Origin of the sequence: Streptomyces kaniharaensis, assembly GCF_009569385.1 — a bacterium.
GTDB lineage: Bacteria > Actinomycetota > Actinomycetes > Streptomycetales > Streptomycetaceae > Kitasatospora > Kitasatospora kaniharaensis.
In genome coordinates this window covers 724,998-739,453 of the sequence record NZ_WBOF01000001.1, presented here as the reverse complement: position 1 = coordinate 739,453, position 14,456 = coordinate 724,998, and the positions used below count along the sequence as shown (strand labels likewise).

Annotated in this window: 13 protein-coding genes; 7 read left to right on the top strand and 6 right to left on the bottom strand. The window is 74.3% G+C overall.

Features of this window, described 5'->3' with window-relative positions; genetic code table 11:
• Positions 1–219: 219 nt before the first annotated feature.
• Positions 220–1,602 (top strand): pyridoxal-phosphate dependent enzyme, encoded by a 1,383-nt coding sequence (locus F7Q99_RS03265; protein WP_153459988.1) that lies wholly within the window; start codon positions 220–222, stop codon positions 1,600–1,602.
• Between the two features lie 72 nt (positions 1,603–1,674).
• On the opposite strand, the gene F7Q99_RS03260 is transcribed toward F7Q99_RS03265, so the two are convergent.
• Positions 1,675–2,436 carry a TetR/AcrR family transcriptional regulator gene (locus tag F7Q99_RS03260; RefSeq protein WP_326846203.1) on the bottom strand — a complete coding sequence of 254 codons (762 nt, stop codon included), beginning with the start codon at positions 2,434–2,436 and terminating at the stop codon, positions 1,675–1,677.
• A 103-nt stretch (positions 2,437–2,539) separates the two neighbouring features.
• Between F7Q99_RS03260 and F7Q99_RS03255 the strand changes: the two genes are divergently transcribed.
• From F7Q99_RS03255 to F7Q99_RS03240, 4 genes are all read left to right on the top strand, one after another.
• The gene (locus F7Q99_RS03255; RefSeq protein ID WP_153459986.1) at positions 2,540–3,514 is read left to right on the top strand and encodes an ATP-binding cassette domain-containing protein; all 975 of its coding nucleotides are present in this window, start codon (positions 2,540–2,542) and stop codon (positions 3,512–3,514) included.
• Positions 3,514–4,332 (top strand): ABC transporter permease, encoded by an 819-nt coding sequence (locus F7Q99_RS03250; protein WP_153459985.1) that lies wholly within the window; start codon positions 3,514–3,516, stop codon positions 4,330–4,332. The genes F7Q99_RS03255 and F7Q99_RS03250 overlap by 1 nt, the downstream gene beginning before the upstream one ends.
• Positions 4,333–4,390: 58 nt before the next feature.
• Positions 4,391–5,377: an aldo/keto reductase gene (locus F7Q99_RS03245; RefSeq protein ID WP_153459984.1), complete on the top strand. Its 987-nt coding sequence runs from the start codon at positions 4,391–4,393 to the stop codon at positions 5,375–5,377.
• A gap of 121 nt (positions 5,378–5,498) precedes the next feature.
• Complete coding sequence (locus F7Q99_RS03240) at positions 5,499–6,197, top strand: C39 family peptidase (protein WP_153459983.1); 699 nt, start codon at positions 5,499–5,501, stop codon at positions 6,195–6,197.
• Here F7Q99_RS03240 and F7Q99_RS03235 read toward each other — a convergent pair.
• Positions 6,187–7,041, bottom strand: coding sequence for an SCO6745 family protein (locus F7Q99_RS03235; protein ID WP_153459982.1), 855 nt, complete (start codon positions 7,039–7,041; stop codon positions 6,187–6,189). The two genes, F7Q99_RS03240 and F7Q99_RS03235, sit on opposite strands and share 11 nt — an antisense overlap.
• Before the next feature lie 237 nt (positions 7,042–7,278).
• Here F7Q99_RS03235 and rpe point away from each other — a divergent pair, with 237 nt between their 5' ends.
• Positions 7,279–7,962: a ribulose-phosphate 3-epimerase gene (rpe, locus tag F7Q99_RS03230; RefSeq protein WP_153459981.1), complete on the top strand. Its 684-nt coding sequence runs from the start codon at positions 7,279–7,281 to the stop codon at positions 7,960–7,962.
• Between the two features lie 117 nt (positions 7,963–8,079).
• Positions 8,080–9,039 carry a pirin family protein gene (locus F7Q99_RS03225; RefSeq protein ID WP_153465749.1) on the top strand — a complete coding sequence of 320 codons (960 nt, stop codon included), beginning with the start codon at positions 8,080–8,082 and terminating at the stop codon, positions 9,037–9,039.
• A gap of 26 nt (positions 9,040–9,065) precedes the next feature.
• Here F7Q99_RS03225 and F7Q99_RS03220 read toward each other — a convergent pair whose 3' ends face one another.
• From F7Q99_RS03220 to ssuE, 4 genes are read right to left on the bottom strand one after another with little or no spacing between them, the layout of a single operon-like run.
• The gene (locus F7Q99_RS03220; protein WP_153459980.1) at positions 9,066–9,953 is read right to left on the bottom strand and encodes a PfkB family carbohydrate kinase; all 888 of its coding nucleotides are present in this window, start codon (positions 9,951–9,953) and stop codon (positions 9,066–9,068) included.
• Complete coding sequence (locus F7Q99_RS03215) at positions 9,950–12,760, bottom strand: FAD-binding and (Fe-S)-binding domain-containing protein (RefSeq protein WP_153459979.1); 2,811 nt, start codon at positions 12,758–12,760, stop codon at positions 9,950–9,952. Before F7Q99_RS03215 ends, F7Q99_RS03220 begins: the two co-directional genes overlap by 4 nt.
• A gap of 10 nt (positions 12,761–12,770) precedes the next feature.
• Positions 12,771–13,772 (bottom strand): phosphoribosylaminoimidazolesuccinocarboxamide synthase, encoded by a 1,002-nt coding sequence (locus tag F7Q99_RS03210; protein WP_153459978.1) that lies wholly within the window; start codon positions 13,770–13,772, stop codon positions 12,771–12,773.
• A gap of 31 nt (positions 13,773–13,803) precedes the next feature.
• Complete coding sequence (gene ssuE / locus F7Q99_RS03205) at positions 13,804–14,361, bottom strand: NADPH-dependent FMN reductase (RefSeq protein ID WP_153459977.1); 558 nt, start codon at positions 14,359–14,361, stop codon at positions 13,804–13,806.
• Between the last annotated feature and the right edge of the window lie 95 nt (positions 14,362–14,456).

The window sequence follows — 14,456 nt, the reverse complement described above, 5'->3', positions numbered from 1 at the left end:
GGGGATCGGCGTCGGGCATGATGGTGGGCGGGCGACGGGGGACGCGGGTGGACCGGGAGGCGCTGAGCGCGCCGTGGGAGCGGCGGTGGCCGGGCGGCGCGCCGGTCGGACGCGAGATCGACGTCCGCGAGCGGGACGTCCGGGTGCGCCCGAACCCGGGGTCCCCGCCGCTCGGGCCGGTGGCGGCGACTCGTCGGACGACGACCTAAGGAGGCCGCGATGGCGGCGGTGCACGACAACGTAGTGGACGCGATCGGCGGGACGCCCCTGTTCCGGCTCGCGCGCCTCGGCGCCGGGCTCGGTGCGCCCGTCTACGCCAAGGCGGAGTTCCTCAGCATCGGCGGCAGCGTCAAGGACCGGGCCGCGCTGTCGATGGTGCTCGCCGCCGAAAGGGAGGGCCTGCTGCGGCCCGGCGGGACGATCATCGAGGCGACCTCCGGCAACACCGGCATCGGCCTGGCCATCGTGGGCCGGCAGCGCGGCTACCGGGTGATCGCCGGGGTGTCCGACCGGTCGGCGGCCGAGAAGTCGGACATCCTGCGGGCGTACGGTGCCGAGGTGGTGACCGCCGCGACCGCCTTGCCGCGCGAGGACCCGGCCCACCTGTTCAACGTCGTCGAGCGGCTCGCCGCCGAGATCCCCGGCGCCTGGCTCGCCAACCAGTACGACAACCCGGCCAACCCCGACGCCCACGTGCGGACCACCGGCCCCGAGATCTGGGAACAGACCGGCGGCCGGATCACCCACTTCGTCGCGGGCGTCGGCACCGGCGGCACCATCAGCGGCACCGGCGGGTACCTGAAGCAGGTGTCCGGCGGCGCGGTGACCGTGGTCGGGGCGGATCCGCAGTCCTCGCTGTACGGGGGCGGGGACGGCAGCCCGTACTTCGTCGAGAGCATCGGCCACTTCCTCCACCCCGAGACCGTCGAGGACCGCTGGCCGCAGGCCTACCGGGAGGACGTGGTCGACGCCTTCGAGCGGGTCCCCGACCGGGAGTCGCTGCTGACGGCACGTCAACTAGCCAGGACGGAAGGCCTGCTGGCCGGGCCGTCGTCGGGCGCGGCGGTGGCGGCGGCCCTCCGGGTGGCGCGGCGGCTCGGGCCGGACGACCTGGTCGTGGTGCTGCTGCCCGACTCCGGGCGGTCGTACCTGTCCAAGGTGCACAGCGACGACTGGATGCGCCAGTGGGGCTTCCTGGAGGAGCCGGGAGCCGAGACCGTCCGCTCGCTGCTCGATGCTGCCGCGCCGCTGGTGACGGTCGCCGCGGACGCGACCGTCGGTGAGGCGCTGGAGGCGCTGTGCGCGGTGCCGGGCGGCGTCGCACCGGCCGTCCTGGCGCGGGCGGCCCGGCCGTACGGGGTGAGCGCGACGGAGGTGGTCGGCTCGGTGTCGCGGGCGGTGCTGGAGTCGGGGCTCGCGGACGGGAGCGCGAAGCCCGACGGCCCGCTGAGCGCGCTGCTCGGCCCGGCGCTGCCGACGGTGGGTGTCGGCCAGTCGCCGGCCGAGGTGCGGGCGGTGCTGGGGGACGCGCACGAGGCGGTGCTGGTGCTGGTCGACGGCCGTGCGGCTGCGGTGCTGCACCGGGGGCGGTTCGGCGTGTAGCGGGGCGTCCGTCCGCGACGTGCGGGCCCGGCTGCCGTGCGCTCGGCGGCCGGGCCCGTCGTGCTGCCGTCGTTACGGCGTGGGCGCCAGCATGGCGGTGATGACCCGGTCCAGTGAGCGGTCGAAGGTGGAGTCCGGATCGGCGGGCGGCCCGGACGTCGCGAACGCCTGGGCCAGGTTGGGGAATTCGCCGCTCATCGCGGCCTGGGTGAGGTAACCGATCATCTCCGCCTGCCACTTGGCGCCGGCCGCCGCCGTCTGCTCGTACTGCGCGAACTGGCAGATGAAGCCGTTGAACAGCGCCATCGCCTCCATCCTCGCGCCGCCGCCGAGGCCGGTGGGAGCCGTGATGGCGAGGAAGTGGTCGGTGTAGCGCAGGGCGTTGGGCCCGATGCTCGGGCGGGCGAGGACCAGGGCGGGCAGCCAGGGGTGCCGGCGGAAGATCGCCAGCTGCTGGTGGGCGAGGCCGACGAGGTCGGCCCGGCAGTCACCGCTTGGCGCGGGCGGGAGCTCGTACTCGCCCACGGCGGCGTCGAGCATCAGATCGAGCAGGTGTTCCTTCTTCGGCACGTAGTTGTAGAGCGACATGGTGCCCGCGCCGAGCGCGGCGGCGACCCGGCGCATGGAGGCGGCGTCCAGGCCCTCGGCGTCGGCGATGCCGATCGCGGCGGCGGCGATCGAGGCGCGGCTGTGGGCCGGGCGGGGGCCGCGCCCGGTGCGCTCGGGGCGCAGCCAGATCAGCTCGGGCGCCTCGGGGGGCGTCGGCCTCTCCGGTCGATCCGGGCCGGTTCCGCGGCCGGGTTCCGGGCTGGTCGGGGGCTTGCTGGACGGCACTGGAAGATCACCTCGCTCACCCATCTTAGATACGTACGGCGTACGTAGTACGATGAGCTCGCGCGCGCTTCTACGTACGGTGTACCTAGAGAAGGGTGGAGTCATGTCCCCTGTCGTCCGGACCGCCGCGCCCGCCATCGAGATGGCGGGCGTGGAGAAACGCTTCGGCACCACCGAGGCCCTGCGCGGCCTCGACCTCACCGTCCCCGCCGGGACGGTCTGCGGCCTGCTCGGCCCCAACGGCGCTGGCAAGACCACCGCCGTCCGCGTCCTCGCCACCCTCGTCGGGCCCGACCGGGGCACCGCCCGGGTCGCCGGGCACGACGTCGCCCGCGAGGCCGAGGCCGTCCGGCGCGCCATCGGCCTGGCCGGGCAGCACGCCGCCGTCGACGAGGGCATCACCGGGCGTGACAACCTGCACCTGTTCGGCCGGCTGCACCGCCTCGGCGCCCGCCGGGCCCGGGCCCGCGCCGACGAACTGCTGATGCGCTTCGGCCTCGCCGAGGCCGGCGGCCGGCTCGTCCGCACCTACTCCGGCGGCATGCGGCGGCGCCTCGACCTGATCGCCAGCCTCGTCACCAGCCCGCCGGTGCTCTTCCTCGACGAGCCCACCACCGGGCTCGACCCGCGCAGCCGCCAGGAGATCTGGGACACCGTCGAGGAACTGGCGAGCGGCGGCACCACCGTGCTGCTCACCACCCAGTACCTGGAGGAGGCCGACCGGCTCGCCGACGACATCGTGGTCGTCGACCACGGTGCCGCGATCGCCACCGGCCCCCCGGCCCGGCTCAAGGCGGCGATCGGCAGCCGGCTGTCCGTCACCCTCGCCGACCAGGACCAACTCGGCGCCGCCGCCGTGGTGCTGTCCGCGCTCTCCGGCGGGGACGCGCAGGTGGACGTCGCCGAGCGGCTGGTCACGGTGGTGACACCGCCGGGCGTCGAGGTCCAGCTCCCTTCCCTCGTACGGGAGCTGGACGCGCGGGGCGTCGTCGCGCAGGACGTCGCGGTGCGGGCGCCCTCGCTGGACGACGTGTTCCTCGCGCTCACCGCCTCCGCCACCCCGAGGAGGGCCGCCTGATGGCCGCCACGTACGCCGCCCCGGGCGTGGACCGTTCCACCCGGCTGGCCTGCGACACCTGGACGTCGATGCTCCGCATCCTCCTCAACTACCGCCACTCGCCCGGCCTGTTGGCCGCATCGCTGGGCGTCCCGGTGGTCATGGTGGTGGTCTTCGGGTACGTCTTCGGCAGCGCCATCCAGGTGCCGGGCGGGGGCGACTACCGGGAGTTCCTGATGCCCGGCCTGTTCGCCATGGTCGCCACCAACGGCATCATGCCCACCATGGTCGGCGCCGCCCGCGACGTCGGGCGCGGCGTCACCGACCGGCTGCGCTCGATGCCGGTCTCCCGCACCGGCCTCCTGCTCGGGCAGACCCTGGCCGACCTGCTGGTCAGCGTCGTCGTCCTGGCCCTGCTCGCTCTCGTCGGCCTCGCCGCCGGCTGGCGCGCCCGGCACGGACTCGCCGACACGGCGGGCGCGTTCGGGCTGCTGCTGCTCTTCCGGTTCGTGATGACCTGGGTCGGGACGTGCCTCGGGCTCGCCGTCGGCAAGGAGGAGGCCGCCGGACAACTCTCCGTCGCCGTCTTCCCGTTGGCGATGATCACCAACGCCTACGTGCCGACCGGAGGCATGCCCGGCTGGCTGCGGACCGTCGCCGACTGGAACCCGATCAGCGCCGTCGTCCAGGCGTGTCGCGAACTGTTCGCCAACCCCTCCGCACCCGGCGACGCCTGGCCCATGCAGCACGCCGCGCTCGCCTCGCTGCTCTGGAGCGTGCTGCTGCTCGCGCTGTGCATCCCGCTGGCCGTAAGGAAGTTCGCCACACACGGGCGGTGACCCGCCGGATCGGTGCAGGTGCTGGACACCGGTGCCGGTGCGGCCGAGGGTGGGCCCCATGGAGTACACCCACCTCGGCCGCACCGGCCTGACCGTCTCCCGACTCTGCCTGGGCACCATGAACTTCGGCCCCCACACCGAGGAGTCCGACGCCCACCGCATCATGGACACCGCCCACGACCGGGGCATCAACTTCTTCGACACCGCCAACGCCTACGGCCGCGACAGCCGGGGCAACCTCAAGGGCCGCACCGAGGAGATCATCGGCCGCTGGTTCGCCCAGGGCGGCGGACGCCGCGAACGGACCGTCCTCGCCACCAAGGCCTACGCCGCGATGGGCGACTGGCCCAACGAGGGCCGCCTCTCCGCGCTCGCCATCCGCAGAGCCGTCGACGCCAGCCTCCGCCGTCTCGACACCGACCACATCGACCTCTACCAGATGCACCACATCGACCGGGACACGCCGTGGGAGGAGATCTGGCAGGCGATGGAGGTCCTGGTCGCCCAGGGCAAGATCATCTATGTCGGCTCCAGCAACTTCGCCGGCTGGCACATCGCCCAGGCCCAGGAAGCCGCCCGCGCCCGCCACTTCCTCGGCCTGGTCAGCGAGCAGTCCCTCTACAACCTGCTCGACCGCGCCGTCGAGCTGGAGGTCGTCCCCGCCCTCCAGCACTACGGCCTCGGCCTGCTGCCCTGGTCCCCATTGCGCAGCGGCCTGCTCGGCGGGGTGCTCCGCAAGGAACGCGAGGGCACCCTCGTCCGCGGCGCGACGGCCCGGGCGAGCGAGCTCCTCGCCGGCCACCGCGACCGCATCCAGGCCTACGAGGACTTCGCCGCCGAACTCGGCACCGACCCCGCCGACCTCGCCCTCGCCTGGCTCCTCACCCGCCCCGCCGTCACCGCCCCCATCATCGGCCCGCGCACCCCGGCCCACCTGGACGCGGCGGTCGCCGCCCTCGACCTCCGGCTCGACCGGAAGACGCTGGACCGCCTCGACGAGATCTTCCCCGGCCACCGGCCGGCCCCGGAGGACTACGCCTGGTAGGCGCGCGGACGTCGCCCCCGGCCCCGGTGCTTCGCCCGGGCCGGGGTTCGGGGCGACCAGTAGGGGGCGTCGAGGGCCGTGTCGGCGGCGGCCCGGGCGGGTGGCGTGAGAGCGTCGGGGGATGGTGGACGAGGCGGTTGTGCACGAGGTGCCGTACTACGCGCAGTGGGAGTCGGCCGAGCTGGTGCGGGCGATCGTGGACGGGGAGCTGAGCGCCGCCGAGGACCCCCGGTGGGGCCAGTCGGGGGCGGCCACGCCGGAGGAGTACGCGTGGTGGTCGTGGCGGCTGTGCGGGGTGGCCTGCCTGCGGATGGCGCTGGACTACTGGTGGGGCGTGGCCCCGGTCGCGCTCGGGCTAGCCGAGGAGTGCGTGGCGGCGGGCGCGTACGTCCGGGACGGCGACAGCCTGCGCGGGCTGATCCACACGCCGTTCGCCGCGTACGTCCGGGAGCGGTGGGGGCTGGCCGCACAGGCGGGGGAGCTGACGCCCGAGGAGGTGGCGGGGGAGGTGTCCGGCGGGCGGCTGGCCATGCTGTCCGTGCACCCGTCGATCCGGGAGCCGGAGGGCCCGCGGCCGGTCCGGCGGGGCGGGCACCTGGTGCTGGCGGTGGGCGCCACGAGCACGGCGCTGGTGATCCACAACCCGTCCGGTTTCCCGGGCGGGTCGCAGGCCTTCGCGCACGTGCCGTGGCGGTCGTTCGGGCGGTTCTACGCGGGGCGGGGGATCGTCCTCGGGCCGCCCGTCGGGCTCGGGCCGGCGGCCGGAGAGGGGACGGCCGGAGAGGGGCCGCCCACCGGAGAACGGCCTGTCACCGCCTGACGCTCGGCAGGCGGAGCAGGTCGACCGGGATCTCGCCGCCGCACAGCGCCGCGATCGGCTCCAACGCGGCGGTCAGACGGTCGAGTTGGTCGCGCGAGTGGCTCTCCAACACCCGGCCGGCGGCCATGTCGGTGGCGGCCTCCAGGGCCTGGTGCCGGATCCGGCCGAGCTCGGTGACCGTGCCCTCCGCCGTCAGCCAGCCCCGCTCGACCAGCCGGGCCGCCGCGGCCTCCCACTCCTCGTCCGTCCACCCGCGCCGCGGCTGCAGCACGTCGCGCCGGACGCCCAGCGCGCAGCTGATCACCACCGCCTCGCAGCCGTCGAGCCCGGCCGCGACCAGCGCGGCCACGTGGCCGTCCCCGCGGTGCTCGCGCAGCACGGTCGCGGCCTGCCACAGCCGCCCGTGCACGTCGGAGGGCCGGGGCAGGGCGGCGTTGGCCGCGGCGAGCACCCGTCCCGCGCAGTCCACGCGCGCCGCCGCCTCCTCCAGCGCGTCGGCGGCCAGCTCCACCTGCTCTGGCTTCACGTGCTCCAGGAGCCGGGCCAGCGTCGCCGTCGCGCCCTTCAGCCGCGCCGCCAGGGACTCCTCCGGGCCGGCATGCGTCCACACCTCCGGCACGACAGACTCGACCAACGTCGGCGAGAAGCTGAAGAACGTGGCGATCACCGGCGGCGCGTCCACCGCGCCCAGCGGCGCCGCGCGCTTGGCGAAGTAGGTGCGCCAAGCGCCGTGCAGCCCGGCCGCCTCGAAGGCCTCGCGGGTCTCGGGCGAGAAGTAGGTGACGGAGTGCACCGGCTCGAAGAGCCACCACAGGGAGCGGGCGGGGTGGACGGGATCCGACATCGGGAGGCCTTCCTCGGAGAGCGATGTGCGCGGGGGACGTGCCGGACCGGAGCGACCGTGGCCGCGCGCAGGCCGCTCCCCAGCTGATGACCACGGCGACGGCCGCGGTAACCCCGGGCCGCGTGTGACGACGGTCACGCGGAGGGCGGGCTGCGCGTCGGCCGGTGCCGCCGCACGAGATGATGGGGCGAGGTGCCCGCTCCCGGGGCATCCGACCCTCGTGTGAAGGCATCGGTAATGGCGCAGATCAACCCCAGCATCCTGTCCGCGGACTTCGCCCGGCTCGCCGAGGAGGCCGAGGCCGTCCGGGGTTCGGACTGGTTGCACGTCGACGTCATGGACAACCACTTCGTGCCCAACCTCACCCTGGGCGTCCCGATCGTCGAGTCGCTCGCCCGCGCCACCGACATCCCGCTCGACTGCCACCTCATGATCGAGGACCCGGACCGCTGGGCCCCCCAGTACGTCGAGGCCGGCGCCGGCTCCGTCACCTTCCACGTCGAGGCCGCCGCCGCGCCCGTCCGCCTCGCCCGCGAGATCCGTGCCAAGGGCGCCCGCGCCTCCATGGCCCTCAAGCCCGGCACCCCGATCGAGCCCTTCGAGGACCTGCTGCCCGAACTCGACATGCTGCTGATCATGACCGTCGAGCCCGGCTTCGGCGGCCAGGCGTTCCTCGACATCATGCTGCCGAAGATCCGCCGCACCCGGGAGCTGATCGACAGGCACGGCCTCGAACTGTGGCTCCAGGTCGACGGCGGCGTCTCCGCGAGCACCATCGAGCGCTGCGCCGAGGCCGGCGCGGACGTCTTCGTCGCCGGCTCGGCGGTGTACGGGGCGCAGGACCCGGCCGAGGCCGTCCGCAGCCTGCGGGAGCTGGCGGTCAAGGCCACCGCGGACGCCTGGTGGGCCTGCGGGCACTGAGGCGGCCGCGGCCCCGGCCGCGCGGATGCGAGGTCCGGCCGTGGTGATGGACGATCGTTGACGACGGTCATCGACGGCCGGCCCCGGCCCTACTCCGCACGGTGGTGGATCCGCGACATGAGCAACCTCGACCTCAAGCCCTCCCCGACCGCCTGCGGCGGCGAGGCCAGCAGCGGCCCGGTGAAGGAACTCCTCACAGGGCGCCAGGTCCCGCTCGGCGAGAGCACCGTGGTGCGCCGCCTGCTGCCCAACCTGGGCCGGCGCATGGTCGGCGCCTGGTGCTTCGTCGACCACTACGGCCCGGACGACATCGCCGACGAACCCGGCATGCAGGTCCCGCCGCACCCGCACCTGGGGCTGCAGACGGTCAGCTGGCTCCACCAGGGCGAGGTGCTGCACCGCGACAGCCTCGGCAGCCTGCAGACCGTCCGGCCGTACGAACTGGGCCTGATGACCTCGGGCCGGGCGATCTCGCACTCCGAGGAGTCCCCGCGCCCGCACGCCCGCTTCCTGCACGGCGCCCAGCTCTGGGTCGCCCTGCCCGACGCCCACCGGCACACCGCCCCCGCCTTCGACCACCACCCCGACCTGCCCGTGGTCACCGCCCCTGGCCTGCGCGCCACCGTCATCCTCGGCACCCTCGACTCGGCCACCTCACCGGGCACCACCTACACGCCCCTCGTCGGCGCCGACCTCGCCCTCACCGCGGGAGCCGACCTCGGGCTCCCCCTCGTCCGCGACTTCGAGTACGCCGTCCTCTCCATGTCCGGCAGCGTCGACGTCGACGGCGTCCGCATCGAACCCGGCTCCATGCTCTACCTCGGCTGCGGCCGCTCCGAACTCCCCCTCCTCGCCCGCACCGACGCCGCCGTCCTCCTGCTCGGCGGCGAGCCCTTCGACGAGAAGATCGTCATGTGGTGGAACTTCATCGGGCGATCCGGTGAGGAGATCGTGCAGGCGCGGAACGACTGGGAGACGAGCTCGCGATTCGGCGAGGTGCACGGCTATGACGGTGCCCGGCTGCGCGCTCCCGAGCTCCCGTCGATCCCGCTGAAGGCGCGGGGACGGGTGCGCTGAACTGCCGGGTTCGCCGTCGGTCGGCGCTACTGCGCGGTGGGGCGCAGGGCGGTGTAGGCCGGGGTGGTGAGGTAGGTAGTGGTGAGGGTGGCGGCTTGGCGGAGGGCCTGGGGCCAGGGGGTGGGGGTGAGGCGAGCGGAGAGGAGGCAGGCGAAGAGGATGTCGCCGGCGCCGACGGTGAGGGGGTGGCCGTTGATGGTGGGGGCGGGTTGGTGGAGGGGGGTGGTGCCGTCCGCGGGGACGAGGACGGCACCTTGGGGGCCGAGGGTGACGAGGGCGTGGCCGCCGGAGGTGACGAGTTCGCGTGCGGCGGCGGCGATGGCGTCGTGGTCGGGGAGGTCGGCGCCGGCCCAGAGGGAGAGTTCGCGGGCGTTGAGGGAGACGAAGGTCGCGTGCTGCCCTTCGGGGACGAGTTTGTGGACTTCGGTGGGGTCGGCGGAGAGGAGCCAGAAGGGGATGTCGCGGTCGCGGGCGGCGGTGCAGAGCCAGGCGAGGGTGGCGGGGTGGCTGTCGGTGCCGGCGACGACGACGGAGGCGTTGTCGAACAGGTCGGCGCGGGTGTCGAGGAGGCCGGGGGTGAGGAGATCGAGCGCCTCCTGTCCCACGAAGTGCTTGTCGGTGACCGAGCCGTCGATCAGTTGGGCTTCGAACAGGGGCAGTGGCGCCTCGACCGGGAGGGTGAGCCGGTCGACGCCGTGGGCGGCGAGGTGGCCCGTGACGGCGGGAGCCAGGTCGCCGGTGTAGGTGGCGGTGAGGAAGAGCGGGTTGCTGCCGCGGGCGGCCATGGCGCAGGCGACGTTGTGGATGACTCCGCCCCAGCGCAGGGTCGCGGGTGGGAGGGCGCGGCCGATCGGGCCCTCGTGGAGGTAGTCGAGGGTGACGGTGCCTACGAGCAGGGGGCGCTTGGCGGTCATCGGCGGTCCAGGAGTTCGGCGAGGTGGAGGCTCTCCCGATGGGCGAGCTGGTCGAGTTGGGTGCGGCAGGAGAAGCCGTCGGCGAGCAGGTCGGCGGTCGCCCCGGCGGCGCGGACGGCTGGGAGGAGGGACGTTTCGGCGACCTGGAGGCTCGTCTCGTAGTGGCCGCGTTCGGCGCCGAAGTTGCCGGCCAGGCCGCAGCAGCCGTTGACCGCCTGGACCGTGGCGCCCGCCCGGGTGAGCAGGTCGCGGTCGGCGGACCAGCCCATGACGGAGCGGTGGTGGCAGTGGGGCTGGGCGACGATGTGGGTGTCGGTGAGTGGTGGTGGCGTCCAGCCGGGTGTGTCGGTGAGCAGCTCGGCGAGGGTGCGGGTGGCTCGGGCGACGGCCGTCACGGCGGGGGTGGAGCCCAGGAGTTCGGCGGCGTCGCCACGGAAGACCGCGGTGCAGGACGGTTCCAGGCCGACGACGGGGAGGCCGGCCTCGGCATGCGGGGCCAGGGCGGCGATGCTGCGGCGGAGGGTGCGGCGGGCCAGGTCCAGCTGGCCGGTGGTGATGGTGGTGAGGCCGCAGCAGAGTTGCCGGGCCGGGATCCGGACGTCGTAGCCGGCCCGTTCGAGGACTCGTACGGAGGCCTGGCCCACCTGTGGGGCGAAGTGGTTGGTGAAGGTGTCGACCCAGAGGAGGACAGGCTTGCCGGTGGACGGTGGTTGCGGGCGGGTCGCGAACCACTGGCGGAAGGTGCGGGGGGCGAATCGGGGGAGTTCGCGGCGCGGGTCCACTCCGGCGGCCCTGCGGCCCAGACGGCCGAACGGCCCGGCAAGGGCGCGGTTGGTGAGTCCCGGGGCGAGTGAGGCGAGGCGGGCCCAGAGCGGGAGCAGGCCGAGGGAGTAGTGGGAGGCGGGGCGCAGCCGGCGCCGGTACCGCTGGTGGAGGTACTCGGCCTTGTAGGCGGCCATGTCGACGCCGCTGGGGCAGTCGGAGGAGCAGCCCTTGCAGGCCAGGCAGAGGTCGAGGGCCTCGGCGAGCTCGGGGGCGCGCCAGCCGTGCACGAGCGTGCCGTTGACCATCTCCTGGAGCACCCGGGCCCGTCCCCGCGTGGAGTCCTTCTCGTCGCGGGTGGCGAGGTAGCTCGGGCACATCACGGCGTCCGGAGTCGGCGTGCTCGCACGGCACTTGCCGACGCCGGTGCAGCGGTGGACGGCTCGGGTGAAGTCGCCGCCGTCGCGGTGGTGGGCGAGTCCGAGGCCGGAGCGCAGCGGGACGGCGGCGGGGAGACGGAGGTCGGCGTCCATCGGGACGGGGTGCACCAGGACGCCGGGGTTGAGCAGGCGGTCGGGGTCGAAGACCGCCTTGACCGCGCCGAACGCCTCCAGTGCGGCGGGGGAGTACATGTACGGGAGAAGTTCGCCGCGGGCGCGGCCGTCGCCGTGCTCGCCGGACATCGAGCCGCCGTGTTCGCCGACGAGCCGGGCCGCCTGTTCCAGGAACGCGCGGAACGCGGCCGGGCCGCCCGGGCGTTCGAGCGGGAAGTCGAGGCGGACGTGGACGCAGCCGTCGCCGAAGTGGCCGTAGGGGATGCCGGTGAGGCCGTGTTCGGCCAGCAGTGCGTCGAACTCGCGAAGATAGGCACCGAGTCGGGCGGGCGGGACGGCGGCGTCCTCCCAGCCGGGGTGGGCGCGGCCGGTGCGGGCGACGAGGCCGGCGCCGTCCTCGCGGATCCGCCACAGCGCCTCGGCCTCCGCCCGGTCGGTGATCAGCCGGGAGTCGAGCGCCCCGGCCGCCGCGATGACGCGGGCCGCGCCCGCCTCGGCCTCGGCCGGGGTGGCGCCGGGGACCTCGACCAGCAGCCAGCCGCCGCCGCGCGGCAGCCGGGGCAGGGCGGCGGAGCCGCGCAGGCCGCGGACGATGTCGACGATGCGCCGGTCGAGACCCTCGACGGCGACCGGCTCGCACGGCAGCAGCTGCGGGACGTCGTCGGCGGCGCTCGCCATGTCGGGGTAGCCCAGCACCGCCAGGGCGGTCGAAGCGGGGACGGCGGTGAGTCGCAGGCGCGCCCCGAGCAGGACGCCGAGCGTACCCTCGGAGCCGGTGAGGGCGGCCGGGAGGTCGAAACCCCGTTCCGGCAGCAGGTGTTCGAGGGAGTAGCCGGACACCTGCCGCCCGAACCGGCCGAGTTCGGTGCGGATGACGGCCAGGCGGCCGTGCACCACGCGGGAGAGGGCGGTGAGGGTCGGCGAGCCGGACGGATCCGAGCCCTTGCGGGCGGTGAGGCGTTCGCCGGTGCCGGTGACCAGGTCCAGCTCGACGAGGTTGTCGGCGGTGCGCCCGTACCCGAGCGCGCGGGATCCGCACGCGTTGTTCCCGATCATCCCGCCGATCGTGCAGCGGCTGTGGGTGGACGGGTCGGGGCCGAAGCGCAGGCCGTGGGCGGCGGCGGCCCGTTGGAGGTCGTCGAGGACGACTCCTGGGTCCACGAGCGCCGTTCGGGAGTCCCGGTCGATCCCGTGGATCCGGTTCAGGTGGCGGGAGAAGTCCAGGACGACGCCGGGGCCGACCGCGTTTCCCGCGATCGACGTACCTGCGCCCCGGGCCGTCAGCGGAACGCGGAGCGAGCGGCAGACCTCCAGCGCCGCCACCACGTCGTCGGCGGTCCGCGGGAACGCGACCGCGGCCGGGACGATCCGGTAGAGCGAGGCGTCGCTGGAGTACTCCGCCCGGCGGCGCACGGAGTCGTCCGCCTCGACGCCGGCGCGGCGGAGGGCGGCGGCCACGTCGCCGAGGTCGGTCACGCCGTCAACAACCATGTTCGGTGCCCTAGTCGGCCGAAGCCCCGACCAGCCCGACCCGCTCCAGCAACTGCGGTGCGGGCAGGGAGGCGTGGAACTCCGTGACCGCCGCGGTCAGCCGCTTCTCGGGCTGCGGCGTGTCGGGGCGGCCGCCCGTCCACAGCGCGGTGAGCGCCTGGTACACCTCGGCGGTCGCCGTCACCAACCGGTCGCTCAGGCGCTCCGGTCGCGGCCACTGCGAGCGGGGCGTGCCGTTGCGCACCGACTCCTGCACCTGGTCGCGAAGTCCGGGGTGGAGGAGGCGCAGCAGCTCCTTGCAGACCGGGGTCCCTCGGAAGTAGAAGCGGTTCTCGTCCGGGGTGCCGACGTGGTCGATGAGCAGCGGACGGCGGTGCTCGTCGAAGCCGTACTCGGCCTTGCCGTCCGCGAGTCGCAGCCCGACCGCGTCCGCGTGGGCGGTCAGGACCCCGGCGACGGTGCGGGTCAGGTCCGCGATCCCGGCCAGGTCGGCGGGGGTGACGCGGCCGACCAGGGCCGCCTCCTCGGCGGTGACGAAGCGGTCGGTGTCCTCGAACTTGGTGGTGAACTCCACCATCGGGGCGGCCAGCCACGGCGCGCCGGAGGGAGCGTACGGGGGCACCAGCGCCGGGTCGAGCGTGCCGGCGGCAGTGCGGCGGTGGACGGACGACTCGCGCGGGAGCGCGTTGCGGTAGACCACCTGGAGGGGGATCATCCCGGCTGGGCCGGTGGCGGCGGACTTGCCCAGGAAGTCGATCTCCAGCAGCCGGATGCGCAGCGAGCGCTCGGACACCTGCTCCACGAAGTGCGTCGGGACGCCGGCCGCGGCGAGCAGTCCGAAGGAGTGGACGGCCATGGTGGCGGAGGCGATGCCCTTGCCGGGGATCTCGTCGGGCATCACGCCGAAGTCGTACACCGAATAGCGGTCGGTGAAGGTGAGGATGCCGTCGCCGGGGCGGCCGTCGGCCGGTGGGCGGAGGATTTCCAGGTCCTTGGTGGACCAGCGCTTCACGGGTACTCCAACAGGTGAGGGGCGGGAGAGCTCAGGCGGAGGTGGTGGACAGGACGGCGCGTGCGCCGAGTGCGACGGAGAACTGGTCGGTGACCTGGGCCAGGGCGTCGGCGGTCTGCTCGGCGATCGCCACCGTGCCGTCCTCCCGCACGGTGATCTCGCGGTCGAGGGTGAACCAGCCGGGGGTGACCTGCGCGGCGCCCATCGAGGTGAGCACCGGGCGCAGCGCGTAGTCGATCGCGAGGACGTGCGCGGCGGTGCCGCCGGTGGCCAGCGGCAGCACGACCTTTCCCGCGAGGGCGTACTGCGGCAGCAGGTCGAGCAGGGACTTCAGCAGACCTGAGTAGGCGGCCTTGTAGACGGGCGTGCCGACCACGATCCCGTCGGCCGTCTCGAAGAGTTCGGCCGCCGCCGCGATGGCGGGGTGCCGGGGGTCGGCGCCGAGCAGCGCCTCGGCCGGCAGGGAGCGGACCTCCAGGGGTGTCACCCGGTGGCCGTGGGCGGTGAGGCGGGCGTCGAGGTGGCGCAGCAGCGCGGTGGTGCGGGAGGTCGCGGACGGACTTCCCGAGATGGACAGCACATGGGCCATGGCAGATTCCTCGTCCGAGTGGCTGAGTGACTGAGTGGCTGGGTGACTGAGCGGCTGGCGGCCGAGCGGCCGAACAGCGGGTCCGGTCAGCTGGA

Excerpts from the sequence above, each read along its gene's own strand:
- F7Q99_RS03255 (WP_153459986.1), top strand. The coding sequence starts at position 2,540 with ATGTCCCCTGTCGTCCGGACCGCCGCGCCCGCCATCGAGATGGCGGGC.
- F7Q99_RS03250 (WP_153459985.1), top strand. The coding sequence starts at position 3,514 with ATGGCCGCCACGTACGCCGCCCCGGGCGTGGACCGTTCCACCCGGCTG.
- F7Q99_RS03215 (WP_153459979.1), bottom strand. The coding sequence starts at position 12,760 with ATGGTTGTTGACGGCGTGACCGACCTCGGCGACGTGGCCGCCGCCCTC.
- F7Q99_RS03225 (WP_153465749.1), top strand. The coding sequence starts at position 8,080 with ATGAGCAACCTCGACCTCAAGCCCTCCCCGACCGCCTGCGGCGGCGAG.
- F7Q99_RS03245 (WP_153459984.1), top strand. The coding sequence starts at position 4,391 with ATGGAGTACACCCACCTCGGCCGCACCGGCCTGACCGTCTCCCGACTC.
- F7Q99_RS03220 (WP_153459980.1), bottom strand. The coding sequence starts at position 9,953 with ATGACCGCCAAGCGCCCCCTGCTCGTAGGCACCGTCACCCTCGACTAC.
- F7Q99_RS03265 (WP_153459988.1), top strand. The coding sequence starts at position 220 with ATGGCGGCGGTGCACGACAACGTAGTGGACGCGATCGGCGGGACGCCC.
- ssuE (WP_153459977.1), bottom strand. The coding sequence starts at position 14,361 with ATGGCCCATGTGCTGTCCATCTCGGGAAGTCCGTCCGCGACCTCCCGC.
- F7Q99_RS03240 (WP_153459983.1), top strand. The coding sequence starts at position 5,499 with ATGGTGGACGAGGCGGTTGTGCACGAGGTGCCGTACTACGCGCAGTGG.
- F7Q99_RS03235 (WP_153459982.1), bottom strand. The coding sequence starts at position 7,041 with ATGTCGGATCCCGTCCACCCCGCCCGCTCCCTGTGGTGGCTCTTCGAG.
- rpe (WP_153459981.1), top strand. The coding sequence starts at position 7,279 with ATGGCGCAGATCAACCCCAGCATCCTGTCCGCGGACTTCGCCCGGCTC.